This window comes from Glaciimonas sp. GNP009 (assembly GCF_054343755.1).
In genome coordinates this window covers 4609827-4625091 of record NZ_JBTGUV010000004.1, presented here as the reverse complement: position 1 = coordinate 4625091, position 15265 = coordinate 4609827, and the positions used below count along the sequence as shown (strand labels likewise).

Here is a 15265-nt window from a genome sequence, read left to right as displayed (position 1 = left end):
CGCAGCCCGATTGCCAGGGATTGGCGAAATCGTCGCCTAACTTCTAACGTCAGGGTGACGGTTTGGACGGTACCATTTTGCGTAACTGTGTTACCACATCAGGACGCCCGGGGCCGATCGTGGCCGTATCTGTACCAACGCTGGTGTCGCTGCCAGCATTGCTACCATTTACTATGCGCGACTTCGAACCGACAGTTTGCACTTCATTTCCAGTCGCATTCTCATATTCAATCTGCTCCTGCGAATGGCGATTCAGCACGACAATACTGATGCGACGATTGATCGGATCGAATGGATCTGCCTTGTTTAAATGCATGCTCGAAGCAACACCCATAACCCGCAGCACTCTGTCCTCTGCCATCCCACCGGCAATCAACTCGCGACGCGATGCATTGGCGCGATCGGCCGACAATTCCCAATTGCTATAGGCTCTCTCACTCGCCACATAAGGCGTGGCATCGGTATGGCCAGACAGAGTAATTTTATTTGGCAACTCGCTTAAAACCGGCCCGATTTCTCGCAAAATTAAGCGCATGTAAGGCTCGACCGTAGCGCTTGACAGATTGAACATTGGCCGTTTTTTACTATCCACAATCTGAATCCTCAGACCTTCGGTCGTAATATCAATCAGTAATTGCGGTTTAAATTTTTTAAGCAAAGGGTTGGCTTCAATTACCAAATCGAGCCGCTTCTTAAGTTCGCGCAGGCGTTTGTTATCACTGGCATCACTAGCATTGCCTGCACCGACAAGATCAGCGGCAACCTTTGCTGCCCGATTAACTTCGCCGTCCGATCGCGTTGGATCGCGGCCGCCGCCAGGTATCACGCTATTACTCATGCTGCTACGGTCACCGCCGTTAATGGCTACCTTTAGCGGCGTCCGAAAGTATTCTGCGATGCCAACAAGTTGCCGCGGGGTTGATATCGACAATAACCACATCACCAGAAAAAAGGCCATCATCGCGGTCATGAAATCAGCGTATGCAATCTTCCAGCTACCACCATGTTGTGGCGGTTTGACAGGTGCGGAACGTCTTATGACAATGCGATGTTGCCCCTTACTCATACCATCTCCGCATGTCCATCGTCCTAATAAATTATTTTATGTATTTGATCGCCGTCTATGCGCGCGGCGCTCATGCAACCGGTCAATAATCCACTTACCGATTCTTCACTTCGCGCACATGTTGATCGAGTTCGGAAAAGGATGGCCGCTCTGTCGAATACAATACTTTTCGACCGAATTCAACTGCCAGTTGCGGCGCGTATCCGTTCAGGCTAGCAAGCAGAGTTACCTTCATGCATTGATATAGTTTGGCAGACTCAGCAACCTGATGTTCGATCAATGTCGCCAGCGGCGATACGAAACCGTAGGACAATAAAATACCAAGGAAAGTACCCACCATCGCGTTGGCAATTAACATCCCCATTTGTGCTGGCGGTAAATCGGCGGAGGCCAGCGCATGGACTACGCCCATGACTGCAGCGACAATACCGAATGCAGGCAAAGCGTCACCTACCTTAGCTAAACTTTGGGCAGGAACCTCGGATTCATGTTTATAGGTTTCTATTTCATGATCCATGAGGGATTCAATTTCGAACGAATCCATATTACCGCTGATAATCAAACGCAGATAATCGGTCAAAAATTCAATCACGTTAGCGTCGCTCAAAATCATCGGATATTGTGCAAACAGCGGACTATTCAATGGATCATCAATATCTGACTCCAGTGCCAGCATCCCATCTTTACGGCCCTTTGCCAGCAGCACGTACATTAGCGCCATCAACTCCATGTAAAGCGCTTTATCGTGCTTAGAGCTGCGTAACAACTTAGGAAGTTCTCTCAACGTGGCACGGATTGCCTTTCCATTATTACCGACCACAAATGCGCCAATACCCGCACCGGCGATCATCAATAATTCTACCGGCTGATAGAGTGCGCCGAGGTTGCCACCCAACAGTGCATAGCCCCCGAATACGGATACTGCCACCACGATATAACCAATTAAAACCAGCACTATCCATCCCCTTATAAAAAACCACACCGGGCAGCAAAAATACCGCCAATATGCGGGTTCAATCTATGAAACTGAACCTTTCGGTGCCACGTATTGATGAATCCGGCAGCGCTGGCAGAGCGGCAATTGCACACTATCTTTCAAAGCAACGACGCCGTCAGGCCACGGATGCATGGCGTATTCCGTGGTGGTGGTGATTAAGTTTGTGCTGTAGAGCCTCTGCTTCTGCTTTGTTGCTAGCAGCTAATTTGCGGGTCTTGCCCGCGCGCGAAGGGGGGCGACACAAGACACAAACGAATCCCTGTTGAGGATCGTGCGCATGCGCCACAAAATGGCCTTTACAACGGCTACAGGGAGTCAATTGCAACATGCCACTGTCGAAAAAGCGGGCAAGCGTCCAGGCGCGAGTGAAATCGAGTACCGGTTCACCGCCTTGTTGCTGTACCTGCTCCAGATAAAGCCGATAACTTTTTATAACGGCAACAATCTGCTTACACTCTCCATGCGTAATCATAAAACGATAGATGTTGTAGAACATAGACGAATGAATATTAGACATCCATGTCATAAACCAATCGGTAGAGAACGGCAACAATCCCTTAGGGGGCGACATCCCTTTGATTTCTTTGTATAGTTTTATGAGCCGATCACGACTCAAGCTGGTCTCAGCCTCTAAAAACTGTAAGCGCGCACCAAGTTTGATCAAATCCATTGCCAGCTGAATTTCCTGTGCTTCAAGAATCACGCTTTTGCTAGCCATGAAGCACTTTCAGAAGCCAATAGTCATCAAAGCTTGCGTAAATTCCATCAAGTTGAAGTTTCATCAATGAATGCCTTCAACCTCTTGACTAGCCAACAGAATAGCGGCGTGTGCCTGCTGCAGACTGTTATCTTTGCCCTCGTGGGTTAATGACGACAAGATGGCGTGGTCATCGAAACGGAAGCGACATAACAATAAACTCGAAGCCGCAAGTTTAATCACTTGCGATAAAGACAAATCACTGATTAGCTCGGCTAACTCCTTTGACAACCCCAGACGGAACATTGCTGTTGCGCGGTCCTCCCTTAACAAGCGCTGTGCCAACAATAAATAAGATAAGTTTACTTCCCCGATTTCACTGCCAAGGCCACCCATTTAATTCCCCTAGACGACAACAACACTTCCATAAAACTGAAAAAAATATAACGTTTTATTTTAGTTCAACTTTCCACACGGCAATTATGAAATATATTTGACGCAAAAAGAGTCGGCACTCTTCTTAATCTAAATGAAATATTTGGGCTATCGCTTGTAGGAATTATTCCTACAAAAAGAATGATCACGATTTCACGATCAAGCCATGCAAACGAAATTGATCGCAGCAATGGCCTGATCGGATACACGGAGTGTGAAAAATGGGTCAGTTAGGTCAGGAAGTCAGCGACTAACCTGGGTATTGTGGACTTGCTCCGAAAAGGCGATGTGTCGGCGAAGATGTTCTAGCCCGATCTGAAGATGATTGCATCCTCTATCTAAATGTGTTGCGATTCCAAGCCGCGCCTGCGTTTCAATTTCTGTCGCCGATTGTGCGATTTGAACGCACCGCAATATCCCCGCCGCTCCCCTTATTCCATGAGCGACACTCGCGGCCTGATCCAATGCCCCGATGCGAAGGCTATTGCGGATGCATATTAATCCTTCCTCACCAAACTGCAGCAATTCAATTAGCAAATCCATCGGCATATCCGCTATTACCACACTGAGAGAGTTATACGACTCAGCTAAGGGCGACGGATCATTCGGCAATCTGGATCGCGCAAAAGAGTAACGCGTGGATGTACGGCGGTTGATCAATGGTGACAATGCATCCCGCAATTGTCGGCGACCAATCGGCTTAGTGATAATGGCCAGGCAATCTAGCCCACGTGATTTGGTCTTTAAAAAATCAAGAGACATTCCACTATATAGAATCATTGGTAGCGGTAATCGGACGGGAATAGGCGCAAGTGCCGTACTATCCATAGCATCAGCTCCCGCCAGTTCCACTTCCCATTCCCGCACTCTATGAAGCAGTTGTACGCCCGTCATATCTTCCAGCACATAGTCCGTCACCATCGCTGAAGGCCAGGCTTGTTTATCAGCATGACGTTTGCGTAACCAGGACAGCGCCGCTGCGCCTGTCTCTACGACCTCGCTTTGCCAGCCCTCAGACGCCAGTTGCACTTGCAACAGGCGACGATTAATGGGATTGTCTTCGACGACAAGAATAAGGTAGGAACACATCGCGTGTCAGTGATTCACTGATGAAAAGACAAATGGCGGTCGTCGCAGCAACCGCTGCGGTTGCTGGTATGGCTGAAATAATAGTAACAGCGGTGATGCCCTCAGTAACAACATTTGTATAGTCTCATAATTACTTTCTTGAGTGAACCAGCAGCAGAATGCACTATTCCCTACATCATGCGATGTGTTACTGCGCCGATTTAAAAGTACTCCGGCATTACGCAAAATGAAGGCTGGTGACTAGCGTGAATCGATAGGAATGGTGAGTTCCACAACGGTACCAACACCTAGCTGTGATTCGATACTGATAGCGCCACCAATAAGTTCTGCGAACTCCTTGGCGAGCGACAGTCCAAGCCCCAAGCCATCGCCACGTTGCACTCTCACCGTATCTGTTTGGTAAAAATATTCAAACAAATGCGCCAAATCCTTTTTTTCTATACCAGAACCGGTATCTAGCACTTTGATCCGAATTTTTCCTTTCACCACAACGACTTCTAGCGAGACGCCCCCTTTTGCCGTAAATTTAATTGCGTTGTCTAACAAATTGTTTAGTATTTGTGAGAGTCGCATCCGATCACTAAAGAATTGTATTGGCAAATCTGTAGCCAGCAGCATGCCAAAACTCAAATTTTTCTTTTTTGCTGCCGGTTGGTGTACGGCGCAAATATAGTTAAAGAAAGTCACCGAATCAATAGACTCCCGAAATATCACCACCTTTCCAGCCTCAATTCTTGCCAGATCAAACAAAGTGTTCAACAAGCTATGAAGATGGACTGCACTTTGATGAATCAGATCGTTAAATTCTCGACTCAAATCATCCGTACTACCATCACGTACCAGCTCTGAATAACCTTGTATGCTAGTTAGTGGCGTCCGTAACTCGTGCACTACAGTGGCAAGAAAGCGTGATTTTCTCTTGGTTGCATCAACCGCGCGGCGCCGCATGATATCGTATTTTTTGACAACAAAATACTGTCGTTTAATCGTTCTATAAATAAAGAATACGAGGATTAATATCAATAAAGTCGGCACCAAAGCAAACGTGATGTAGTTAGTAATTTGATGCGTAAATTGCGAGGGAATTACCGCCGATTGCGCAAAAACGACCGATACCAAAATGGGATAAGGACCTAGTTTATAAACGATTGCGCGCGACGCCAACGGGTCTGCGGCAGGAAAACCATCACCCGTGTTTCTCGGATTATGAGATTGATCAATCGGCTTCACCATTGAAGCCCCATCTGTCAACACCGGCAGTCCTATGATGGAAGATAGTACAACTCGCTCAATCGCACTTTCGGCGTCCAGATTTACATGTCCAGGTTCAAATATTTCGCTATTACTGAGAGGCTCAGTATTGCGATAAAAATAGGACATCTGCTCAATAGGAAATCGTATCAGTGCAATACCGGCAAACTCGCCAGCTGGCGACAATAGGCGACGCGACATGGTCATCACCCATTGACTGGTTCCGGGTGTCTGATATGGTTTTCCTATTCTCAGGATATCTTCGCTGCTATCACGGTTCGCTATAAACAGTTCCTGCCGGCTCAGATCGACACCTTCCGCCATCTTTACTTTAGTCACTGTCGGAATCGCTGTTGATGCGACCACGTGTCCATTTTCACCAACAATCGCTAACTCGTTATAAAGACCGGCATATGCAGGAGCATAGCGCTGAGTTAAGGACCTTTGCGTTAAAGATGGTTGAGGAGGAATTTGCGAGGACGAGCGCGCCGACAATGCGCGCGCTGGTAAGTGATTTTCCTGGACCTGAGCCGATTGTGTAAATTTTTCACTACTAATGCCATAGTCCGCACGCACCTGTCTTAACATACGATCTCGTTCGTCAATCTCGTGGACGAGGTGCTTCACATAGTGCCCAACCAATACCACCCTGTCGCGCTGGGCTTCATTAAGATCCCTATCAAATTCAAATCCGATTTGATAACCGGCATGCAGCCAGATATAACCGATCGTCACGACAACCATTATCACGATGACGTTGAGAAGTCGAAAATACCGGATTCCAGAAAAAATACTTCCAGTCTTGGTCTGATTGTACCGGTGTGATCGGCGAGGGTTGAATCGTTGCATTACGGTTGCCAGACTATCGGTTCAGATAAAATCATCGCTATAGCGAAATGAAAAAAGGATGTCGTGAAGTGGCGTCAATAAGGCGTTAATAAATGAGACTACGCACCATTCATATAATATAACCAGACTGACATCGATACTTCGGAATGGTCATAACCACACGCCGTTAAAACCTGATCATGTTGTCAGTTTCTGAAACATGCCAATTTCATCGGATGACATCAGCTTATCAATTTCCATCAAAATCAGGATACGCGCATCAACCGTACCCAATCCGATCAAATAGTCGGTATTGACCAGCATCCCCATTTGAGGCGCTGGCTTGATCTGTTCTGACGACAGGGTAATCACGTCAGAAACACTATCAACAACGATGCCCACAGCACGGTCGTAGAGACGTAAGATAATGACGACAGTAAACTGATCGTAGGCGTCCGCGTGAAGCCCGAACTTGATGCGCATATCAATAATCGGAGTAATAATTCCACGAAGATTGATGACCCCTTTTAAAAAATCAGGAGCATTGGCAATATGGGTGACGTTGTCGTAACCACGTAATTCTTGCACCTTTAAAATATCGATCCCGTACTCTTCCTTACCCAAAGTAAAAATCAAAAATTCACGTCCGACAGCTTCCTGCCGTGCAGCAGATTTTCGTGTATGAAACTGTGTCTGAGGTTGGTTTAGCATTTTGGCTTCGGTTATTGCGGTATGCGGCATAGACTTCATCCTTGTCAAATGTAAAGCATCATTTAGTTCACAGGGGTCTCGGCACCGACACGCGCATAACAATCACACTGGAACATCAAATATAAACACATCCACCGCATGCTGATACGGGGAAAAAGGCATGGAATAGAACTTAATTTGGACTATCAATCAGACTTAGTTCCCGCTCTAGACGACGTTAGCTGATAATCCAATCATTGTTGGCGGCGCCAGATTTATCTAAAGGCCGCACTGACGATGACTTAAAAGACCTCCGAAAGTGAATTATTAAAACTTGATATCTGCGATACCTTTCGGTTTAATCAAGCAAGCCATGCTTAATGACATATTGCGTTAGCTGCGCATTGGTGCGAATACCCATTTTTTCAAATACCCGTGAGCGATACACGCTGACAGTTTTAGGGCTGATCGATAAAGTTTGGGCAATTTCAGTGCGTGTTTGTCCTGATGCGATCATCCGGACGGTTTGAAACTCACGATCAGAAAGCGTTTGATGCGACATCAGGTCATCTTCATCGACAACGTGATTCGCCAGAGACTCTGCCATTCCCTCGGTAATATATTTTTTACCGCGAGCGACCACCCGAACAGCTTCAATAAGTTCGTCTGGTGCCTCATCTTTGGTCAGATAACAGGCAGCGCCAGCTTTCAGCGCACGCACTGCAAATTTTTCCGGACCATGGCTACTGAGAACCATGATCCGTAACATTGGCTCACGTTTTTTGAGCAAATGCAAAATTTCGATACCATCTTTCCCCGGCATCGAAATATCGAGCAATAATACATCGCAAGGTTGTTCTCGCAATATCTGCGTTATACCGACATAGTCACTGGCCTCCCCAACCACTGTTATGCCCGGACTCGCACTCAAAATGTGCGCTAACCCTCTTCTGACAATCCGGTGATCATCTGCAATCACGACCCGGATTGATGAAACAACGTTCGTATTCATTACTTTTTGCCAGACAATGGCAACTCGCTATCGTGGATGGTGCAACGTTTATTTAAACAATTTACGTCACCAGTCCATCGATACCAAAGCACCTGTTGTGTTCAACTATAAATAAATTTCCAAAAAAAGGAAATTTCATTAGATTGCCGCAATCGTAGAGCACACTCCTTCAGCGAACATCCCGCATGTAAAGAGACTCGCTTTTTTTTGCGTCAGAATCTCTATTTGTGTTTAGATAACGTTATATCAATCCAGGCAAACGATTGCGCATGTCCCCACCACCCTTTATCGTTTGTCATTCGGCATCCCCTCCCTTACCGGGCCTCCCTTACCGGGCCTCCCTCAAGCCTATAGAGCCATGCCAGCAACTCCGCAATTGCATGATAAAGCTGGGGAGGAATCTTCTCATCCAGCGCAACATGCATTAATAAATTCAATAACTCCGGTGACGAATGAACGTATAGACCATGTTCTCGTGCGCGTTCCACTATCGCTTCAGCAGTAACGCCGTAACCTTTAGCCACAACAATTGGTGCCGACTCTTTGCCTGAGTAGGAGAGCGCTACCGCACTATGACGCTTCGCCACATCAAAAGCCTCCATACTCAACCTTTTTATTTGCCAGGCTTCTATCGCAACCTGCGTGCATTGCGCCGATTATGCTTAGACAAAATTCAATGATATTGTTTTAAACTGCACAAATGTTTCTCTATTGTAATATTACAGTATCGGCGAGATTTATTCTGCTGGTTAGATTGTTTAAATAGTTTTAACGTTTTTTTACAACATTATCATCCTCAACATCCGCGCCCGTTGACTCTGAGGTTGATATCTGTAACGACGTCACATCCAGGCCACTAGCAATAAAACGACTACGCAAATCAGCAGTGTGATCGCGCAGCAGGTTAGCGTTTGTGTTATCGCCGACCACGATGTTGGTTTCAATGCTTTGTCCGGCCAAATGCAATCGTAACTCCAACGTTCCCAAAGAAGGCAGATTCAGCTTCAAATAGGTACTCCATCCAACTACCGCTGGATCAATCTGGGCATTTTGTGAATTGGGTTGATCTTTACGCTGCGTATGCTGTTGGTTCAACTCCCACTCCATAGACGCACCGGGCCATGCCTCGCCTTGCCAACGAAACACCGGAGACGCCAGAAAATTAAGTTGTTGACGGACCAACTCTGCCGCATCAGGACGCATTTCTGCGGTCATAGAATTAATAACAGACGTTTTATCATTTTGAGATATCGAGGGGGCCGAATTTTTCTCCGACAATACTATGTCGTTCGTCCCATTGTCATCGCTGGAATCACTTTTTGAGGGATCTGTATCCTTTTGCGTATATTGCCCGCTGTAAGCTCTCAGCATGCTGGTACCCAACGTATTAGGTAGAGAAGGATTAGTCAATTGCTGTGGTACATGCGGCGCGATTGCCGAGGAGCGGTCAGTGGTGACGCCATGGTCAGATTCCATTATCCCTGTCGGATCCTGTGAACCGGAAGTCATCGAAAAACCGGATAAACGGCTGCTCGTAGTCGTGGCGAGTACAGAAGACATTCCCCTGGCCTGCTCGGCCCATAACGGCAAATCTGCACGCGTCCCATTCGCGCCAAATAACTCTGGACGGCTTTGCACCAGTGTGCCGAGTCGCGCCTGTGGCTCCTGCGCCATTTGTGCCAGTGAACGACGGCCGCTGGAATATTGCAACAGATGGGATTCGTAAAACAAGCCACTGTGGGATACCACTCTCGCCAAAACAGATGCCAGCAAGTGCAATGGCAAAGAGGCGCGACCATCTATCGGCATGGTCGGCAATAACGGCGCTTCTCCCTTAATGAAGACCGCTGAACCGGGACCATTTTGAGGGCCGCCCAAAATAGCACTAATAGCCCGCGCGGTGGCACTCAATGTGGGTGGCGTCTCAGCGGAATACAAAACCACATCTGCAGCGCCACGCATTGGCTGCAAACCTCGACCCAATTGCGTGTCCGTTGCAGCGCGAGAAGGAAGACGAAGGTCGTTGTTGACTGCGCCAGCATTGGTCACCGCGGTGGGCTCGGAAAGCTGCAACGCAGACTTGAGGGGAACCAGATCGAGGCGCTGCGTCAATGTCGTTGCCAGCACCGTATCGACAATAGGTGTAATGCCACTCATACGACCAGACCAACGCTATCGACCATAGGCCTGATTGAGATTCTGCTGACGCCGTAGATTTCCCATTAGAATACCTAATCGTGCAACCTGCGGCGTCAGCAGATCGCGGATCTCGGCATCATCAGCCAATATTTGTCGGAGTAATAAGTATTTCTTTTCCAACTCAGACGGATCAAGTGGATAGCTCGACTCTATCGTTTTGAGATGATTAACATATCTTCTAAATTCCTCTTCCAGCGGTGGCATTGCGTCCCAATCACCAGCCCGAGCCAATGCCAGCATGCGGCCGGTGATGGGTTTAATTTGCTCGTAACAATGTATTACATCGCTTTGACATCTCATCGCATTCTCTTGTTGTGCTGCTCTATCGGTTCACTTTAGCGCAATGTTGAAACTAAACGGCGTGCTTGACTGAGTTGCCAGACGAGTACCCATTACTAAAATTTCCAGCGGTATCGTCGGGGCTTCTTTCAACTCTTCTTATTTGGATCAATTTCACGCCACGCTGAGCCAATATTTTCCAGTAAGCGAGCCGCCTCATCCAACAGCGCAGGATCGTTACGCAAGTTGGCGAACATCAAACGCTGCTTGATATAGTCATATAAAGCCGACAAATTCGCTACCAGTTCAGCGCCATCCTTACCGCCTATCTCAGCGTCAAGACTTGCCTTCAGGCCGTTATCTATAATATTAATCGCTTTAGAAATGGCATTGCCCTTGGCAACGATCTCTTTATTAACCATATGATGGCGTGCCATGTTAATAGCGGTCCTGGCACCATCAAACAGCAAGGTAATGAGGTGGTGTGGCGAGGCGCTCATAACGGCACTTTCGACACCCATCTTTGCATAGGCCTGTGCGCCTGAATTGATCACCTTGGAACCTTGTGACGAGTACATGGCTATCTACCTTATTTCGTATTGTTGATTGCGTCGAACTGTTGGGTCAAATAGGTGCTTGTCGCATTTAGTTGGGTGACAATCAAATCCAACGCAGTGAACTGACTTTTATAGCGCGCCATCGTATCGTCGATTTGCGCAGACATGACCTTGTATTGCTTGCTGAGATCATCCAGCGTCTTATTGACACCGGAAGTAGCCGCCGTCAACATCCCATCTGTAGCGTTAAAACCTTTCAACAATGTCGTTAACTGCGTCCCCAAACCAGTGCCGCTATTGCCTGTGGTCCCGCTAAATAATTCTCCAACGCTATCCAGATTAGTGTTCAGTGCCTTACTCAATTTAACTGAATCGATGGACAACGTGCCATCGGTCTGAAGAGAAACACCAATTTGCGAGAGGGAGGCGAATCCACCTGTACTACCTCCAGTGACATTTTGCGGCGTAGTCAGTAATGAACGAATGCCGCTCTGTATTGAGCGTAAGACGGAGTCACCTGATAGTACAGCCCCAGTTTTGCTGGTCCCGTCATACGCAGTCAATGTCGTAGCGGCTTTTTGTAAATTATTATAAGCAGTTACGAACGCCGTTACGGCTGTCGAGACAGCAGTGGTATCGCGCGCCACGGTAAGTGTCGTATTAGCTGCTGAAACAAGGGTCATGCTCACATCTGGAATCGCATCCGTCACCGTATTACTGGCGCTCGTAATAGCGATGCCATTGACGGTCAGTTTCGCATTCATGGCAGACACCGTCTCCTGCATATTTTGATTGCCACCACCCACATTTTGCGACAAAAGATTTTCCAATGCCGCATCACCAGTTACCGAAATCTGCATACTGGAAGTTTCACCAGTCGTATTTGATGTCAGTACCAAACGGTTTGGGTTAGTACCACCATCATTCACAATGGTCGCTGTTACTCCCAGCGTCGTACTCTTATTAATGGCGTCACGAATCCCTTCTAACGTATTACTGGAACTATCAATCGTCACCGAACCGGCAGCACGACTAGCATCTGCCGCGAACGTCGCATTACTATATTTGCCAGTCGATGGATCGAGCGTGCCGCCGGACACTTTCCCGAACTGAATCGTCACCGTGCCGTTACCAATCGACGTTTTAGCACTGGCCTGGCCGACAGCTGCCAGCGTTTGGGCTTGCGCCAATTGCGATACGTTAATAGCGTATGAACCGGCAGCGCCGTTCGCGCCCGCAACTGCCGTCAGCACACTGGCCGAACCTGAAGTCGCTTTCACTGTCTGATACAAAGCGGATGCAGCAAGCGCGCTGGACGCCGTCTGGAAATTATTCAGCAGACTACTCAACGTCCCGTAGGCTGACAATTTAGAGGTATAACTGACCGACTGCGCCTGCAACGCCTGAAGTGGAATCTGCTCAGCGGCCTTTAACTGATCCAGCAAAGGGCCAAGCTGAAGTCCGGACCCAATACCATCGGTAACAATCCCTGTCATGATAAATCTCCAAATTCTGTCATTTGCGTCGCTCTATTAACTTATGCAAAAGCTAATTAAGCGGTATAGATATTAGATTCGCGACTTACCGTTTTTTAGCGGCAATACTGCTAACCAAATTAAATCGATATGTCACGTGCAGCACTTCAACCATTCGCTAACCACTCACGCCTTTGACAATTAGCAAAAGCCAGACTGGTTAACGTAAGTAACGGAAGCAGACAACACAAGCAGATAGGCAATCCAGGACTGTCTAAATGCTTGTTTATCGGATTCACGATCCAGCAACATAATCGATCACCCCACTGCCGTCAGCGAACTAATCGCTGACGGCAACTTCTGATAAATTTATTGCAACAACGACAGAACACTTTGCGTTGTCTTGTTCGCTTGCGACAACACCGAAGTACCGGCTTGTTGCAAGATTTGAGCGCGCGTCATGTTCGACACTTCAGTCGCGTAATTTGCATCTTCAATACGTGAACGTGAAGAAGACAAATTGACGATAGTTGTACCAAGGTTAGAGATCGTGGATGCAAAACGGTTTTGTACCGCACCCAATGAACTACGCAAACCGTCAACGTTCGACAGCGCAGCATCAATGACCGATAACGCGTTGGCGGTAGCAGTGCTGCCACTACCTTTATTTAACGTGAACTTATCGGCATGTGCAGAGTCGTTGTAGACCTGGTTAGAAGCGCTATCGGTGACAGTGCCATTGTCATGCACATACAATGTTGCAGCAGTATCAGTCGTTAGCGCACCATTCATATCAACATTCACTGCTTTGGTTGAAGCATCATCAGTGACTGCTACAGTACCAGCAGTATTTTTGACATCGTACTTAGTTCCAGCAAGCGTGATAGCCATCGTACTACCAACAGTAGCGCTGCTAGCACTAAGTTGCGAACTCAACGCTGAGTTGGATATATTGAGACCAGTAGATCCTACAGTAGCAGTGGCTACAGTCAGTGTGTATTTGGCTGCACCTGAAGTGATTACACCACTTGTACCACCTGTCTTACTCATACTTTCAAGAATATCACCGGTACCCGTACCGCCATTGATATTCGCTTGCGGATCACTACCAGCATTAGTTTTTGACAGGTTTCCAGTTGCATCAAGATAAAGAACGGAACCATCATCGGCTGCCGTTAACTTACCACTTGAATCAATTTTGGCATCTTGTGAGGTACCACCAATTTTTACATTGATTGTTGTGAATGCGCCTGCAGCTGGCTTTAAATCCGTGCGTACTTTGGCAAGACTACGTGCCGTATCGGCAAAGTCAAAACTTGTACCGTTAGATTTATACGAAGCGGTTGGATTAACAGAATCCGTGACCGTGTCGCCACTTGCAATCTTGCCAAATACTGTCGACAGCGTCGCAGCGTCCGATGCGCCATATGCTTTGGTATACGCTGTCGTGCCGTTGGTAACAGTCCCAGCTGCGTAACCCGCTGCTTTTAAGTCTTTAACCGCTGCCGTTGAGTTCGCCGTTCCTGAGCCATCGACGTTAAAGCCGTTCATACCTAGCGCAGTGGTGTCCATCTTTTGCAAATTGATGTCAATGGTTTGACCATCGTTTGCACCAACCTGAATGGAGAGCGCTTTGTTTGAGGCTAATACTTTGACGCCATTGAAATCAGTTTGTGCCGATGTACGGTCAATTTCCGCCAAACGTTGGGTAATTTCATCCTGAATCGACTTCAGATCGCTGCCGGAGTTACTACCGTTAGCTGCCTGCACCGCCAGCTCACGAATCCGTTGCAAGTTATTGTTAACTTCGGTCAACGCGCCTTCAGTGGTTTGCGCTAGCGAGATACCATCGTTCGCGTTACGTGAGGCTTGGGTCAAACCGGTGATGTTTGCTGTGAAGCGGTTAGCAATTGCTTGACCTGCCGCATCATCTTTAGCGCTGTTAATCCGCAAACCGGACGATAGGCGCTCAATCGCGGTACTCAACGAAGACTGTGACTTGGTAAGGTTGTTTTGGGTCAGCAGCGAAAGGGAATTGGTGTTAATGACTGATGCCATGGTACGACTCCTATTTGCAAAATTGATGGATGCCGGCTACGTTGCCGTAACGTTGGACCTGTACATTGTGCAAGCCACCATTATGTGCAAGCCACCGTTAATCAGGTTATCGGCAATAGACATCTAAAACTGTAGGGTCGCTTCAAAAAAACCTCACACACTTAGGAAAACGCCACACGCTCAGCTTAGTCACCTAATCTATCAAGCAGGCAAATTCATAATCTCTTGATAAGCACTTACCACTTTATTGCGAACTTGTAGTCCCATTTGAAAGCCTACATTGGCTTTTTGCAAATCCACCATGACGTCATTGAGCGCAACTCCCGGTTTGCCTAGTTCAAACGACTCCGCCTGACCCATCGCGTGCGTTTGCGCATTGCTAATACGCTCCAATGATTTTTTCATTTCACCTGCAAAGCCACCACCAATCGACTCCCCAACAGGATTAGCGGCACTAGACGAAGACGCTCCCGCAACTTGCGCGGTAGCCCGTAATTGCTGCAAAACCGACTCAATTGCCGCTATCGCCATGTTGCTCTCCTCTATTGTTGGGCACATTCATCCACCTAGTATCCCGAAGTGATGAAGCGTACCAGCTATGCCAATCAGGCAAAGCGCCAAGTGATGGCAAA

General features: G+C 47.5%; 15 protein-coding genes. All 15 read right to left on the bottom strand.

Features of this window, described 5'->3' with window-relative positions; genetic code table 11:
* Window positions 1-49: 49 nt before the first annotated feature.
* The 15 genes from motB to fliE all read right to left on the bottom strand — a co-directional run bounded on the left by motB (window position 50) and on the right by fliE (window position 15164).
* Window positions 50-1066 (bottom strand): flagellar motor protein MotB, encoded by a 1017-nt coding sequence (gene motB / locus ACXX82_RS21310; RefSeq protein WP_458563657.1) that lies wholly within the window; start codon window positions 1064-1066, stop codon window positions 50-52.
* 94 nt (window positions 1067-1160) lie between these two features.
* Window positions 1161-2021, bottom strand: a complete 861-nt coding sequence (motA, locus tag ACXX82_RS21305; RefSeq protein ID WP_322238195.1) for a flagellar motor stator protein MotA — start codon at window positions 2019-2021, stop codon at window positions 1161-1163.
* Window positions 2022-2178: 157 nt separating this feature from the next.
* Window positions 2179-2781, bottom strand: coding sequence for a flagellar transcriptional regulator FlhC (gene flhC / locus ACXX82_RS21300; protein WP_322238193.1), 603 nt, complete (start codon window positions 2779-2781; stop codon window positions 2179-2181).
* 63 nt (window positions 2782-2844) lie between these two features.
* Window positions 2845-3156 carry a flagellar transcriptional regulator FlhD gene (gene flhD / locus ACXX82_RS21295; RefSeq protein WP_322238191.1) on the bottom strand — a complete coding sequence of 104 codons (312 nt, stop codon included), beginning with the start codon at window positions 3154-3156 and terminating at the stop codon, window positions 2845-2847.
* A gap of 282 nt (window positions 3157-3438) precedes the next feature.
* Window positions 3439-4284, bottom strand: a complete 846-nt coding sequence (locus ACXX82_RS21290; protein ID WP_322238189.1) for an Hpt domain-containing response regulator — start codon at window positions 4282-4284, stop codon at window positions 3439-3441.
* A gap of 240 nt (window positions 4285-4524) precedes the next feature.
* Window positions 4525-6384, bottom strand: a complete 1860-nt coding sequence (locus ACXX82_RS21285; RefSeq protein WP_458563656.1) for a sensor histidine kinase — start codon at window positions 6382-6384, stop codon at window positions 4525-4527.
* A 177-nt stretch (window positions 6385-6561) separates the two neighbouring features.
* The gene (locus ACXX82_RS21280; RefSeq protein WP_322238185.1) at window positions 6562-7074 is read right to left on the bottom strand and encodes a chemotaxis protein CheW; all 513 of its coding nucleotides are present in this window, start codon (window positions 7072-7074) and stop codon (window positions 6562-6564) included.
* Window positions 7075-7411: 337 nt separating this feature from the next.
* Entirely contained in the window at window positions 7412-8065 is a 654-nt protein-coding gene (locus ACXX82_RS21275) for a response regulator (RefSeq protein ID WP_458563655.1), read from the bottom strand.
* 314 nt (window positions 8066-8379) lie between these two features.
* Entirely contained in the window at window positions 8380-8667 is a 288-nt protein-coding gene (locus ACXX82_RS21270) for an EscU/YscU/HrcU family type III secretion system export apparatus switch protein (RefSeq protein WP_322240638.1), read from the bottom strand.
* 166 nt (window positions 8668-8833) lie between these two features.
* Window positions 8834-10222, bottom strand: coding sequence for a flagellar hook-length control protein FliK (gene fliK, locus ACXX82_RS21265; protein WP_458563654.1), 1389 nt, complete (start codon window positions 10220-10222; stop codon window positions 8834-8836).
* A 15-nt stretch (window positions 10223-10237) separates the two neighbouring features.
* Window positions 10238-10564, bottom strand: coding sequence for a flagellar protein FliT (locus tag ACXX82_RS21260; protein WP_322238179.1), 327 nt, complete (start codon window positions 10562-10564; stop codon window positions 10238-10240).
* A gap of 128 nt (window positions 10565-10692) precedes the next feature.
* Window positions 10693-11121, bottom strand: coding sequence for a flagellar export chaperone FliS (gene fliS / locus ACXX82_RS21255; protein ID WP_322238177.1), 429 nt, complete (start codon window positions 11119-11121; stop codon window positions 10693-10695).
* 11 nt (window positions 11122-11132) lie between these two features.
* Entirely contained in the window at window positions 11133-12596 is a 1464-nt protein-coding gene (fliD, locus tag ACXX82_RS21250; RefSeq protein WP_458563653.1) for a flagellar filament capping protein FliD, read from the bottom strand.
* 348 nt (window positions 12597-12944) lie between these two features.
* A complete protein-coding gene (locus ACXX82_RS21245; protein WP_322238172.1) occupies window positions 12945-14633 on the bottom strand; it encodes a flagellin N-terminal helical domain-containing protein in 1689 nt (562 codons plus the stop codon).
* A 201-nt stretch (window positions 14634-14834) separates the two neighbouring features.
* On the bottom strand, window positions 14835-15164 hold the full coding sequence (gene fliE, locus ACXX82_RS21240) for a flagellar hook-basal body complex protein FliE (protein ID WP_322238170.1): 330 nt from the start codon (window positions 15162-15164) through the stop codon (window positions 14835-14837).
* Window positions 15165-15265: the final 101 nt, after the last annotated feature.